This is a genomic window from Candidatus Pelagibacter sp. (assembly GCF_052049815.1).
In the GTDB taxonomy this organism is placed as follows: Bacteria; Pseudomonadota; Alphaproteobacteria; order Pelagibacterales; family Pelagibacteraceae; genus Pelagibacter.
In genome coordinates, this window is sequence record NZ_JBNGZG010000094.1 from 1 (window position 1) to 1,171 (window position 1,171).

Consider the following 1,171-nt stretch of genomic DNA (forward strand, 5'->3'; position numbering starts at 1 on the left):
TATAATTGGACCAATTCTTAATTCAGGTGGTAGATTGAATAAATCTCATTTACCAGTAAATCTGATTACTTCTTCAAATGAAACTGATACCAAAAAAATTTCAGATAATCTTATTAATTTAAATAATAAAAGGAAAGATATTGAAAAAAAAATTATTAGTGAAATTGATGAAAAAGATTCAATATTAATTAAAAATAAAATTTTAGTTATAAAAGATACAAGTATTCCAGAAGGTTTAATCGGTATAATAGCTACAAGATTTCTTGAAAAATTTAATAAAACAACAATTGTGATTACACAATCTGGTAACTTATTAAAAGGATCAGCTAGATCAAACACCGAAATTAATATCGGCTCAATTATTAACAATGGAGTTATAAATAAAATATTAGATAAAGGAGGAGGTCATCAAATGGCAGCTGGTTTCTCATTAAAAAAAAATAATTTTAATGAGTTTAAAAAATATTTAAGCAATTATAAAATTTCAAATATAATTAAATCAAATTATTATATCTCTAAGATTTCTTCATCAGCAATTAATTTAGAATTTATTAAAGATATAAATAAATTATCTCCATTTGGAAATGCTAATGAAAATCCTGTTTTTCTTTTAGAAAATTTGAAAATACACAAACCCAGAAAGATTAATGAGAATCATATTTTTTGTTTATTAAAAGATGATAATAAAAAATTTTTTGATGCGATAGCATTTAATGTAATGAACACTAAAATCGAAGATTATTTGCTTAATTATAAAAACAAAATAAAAGTTTTATGTAAATTTAATTTATCTGGACTAAAAAATAATAAGATTAATATTCATATTGTTGATATTATTATTTAATTAAACTTGATAAATTTTTACTTTTACAATAAAAGACTAGCTTCTGGTCCCTTCGTCTATCGGTTAGGACACGTGGTTTTCATCCTCGAAAGAGGGGTTCGATTCCCCTAGGGACCGCCATTATTTATGACAAATTTTTTTGTCTACATGTTAAAATCAATTTCTTCTGCCAAAAAAAAAACATATGTTGGTTATACCAATAATCTTATTAATAGATTAATTAAACACAATACAAATAAAGGTGCCAAATATACAAAAGGAAATTTATGGGAACTGATATATTTCAAGAAATTTGATAATAAAAAAGAAGCTATGAGTTATGAATAT

2 protein-coding genes and 1 tRNA gene are annotated in these 1,171 nt (G+C 23.1%); all 3 read left to right on the forward strand.

Translation table 11 applies throughout. The features are described 5' to 3' along the window. The coding region (locus ACTT9D_RS07380; RefSeq protein WP_440931136.1) for a DHHA1 domain-containing protein at positions 1–844 on the forward strand (844 nt) is incomplete at its 5' end. Positions 845–889: 45 nt separating this feature from the next. Then, positions 890–964, forward strand: a tRNA-Glu gene (locus ACTT9D_RS07385). Positions 965–970: 6 nt separating this feature from the next. Next, the coding region (locus ACTT9D_RS07390; protein WP_440931137.1) for a GIY-YIG nuclease family protein at positions 971–1,171 on the forward strand (201 nt) is incomplete at its 3' end.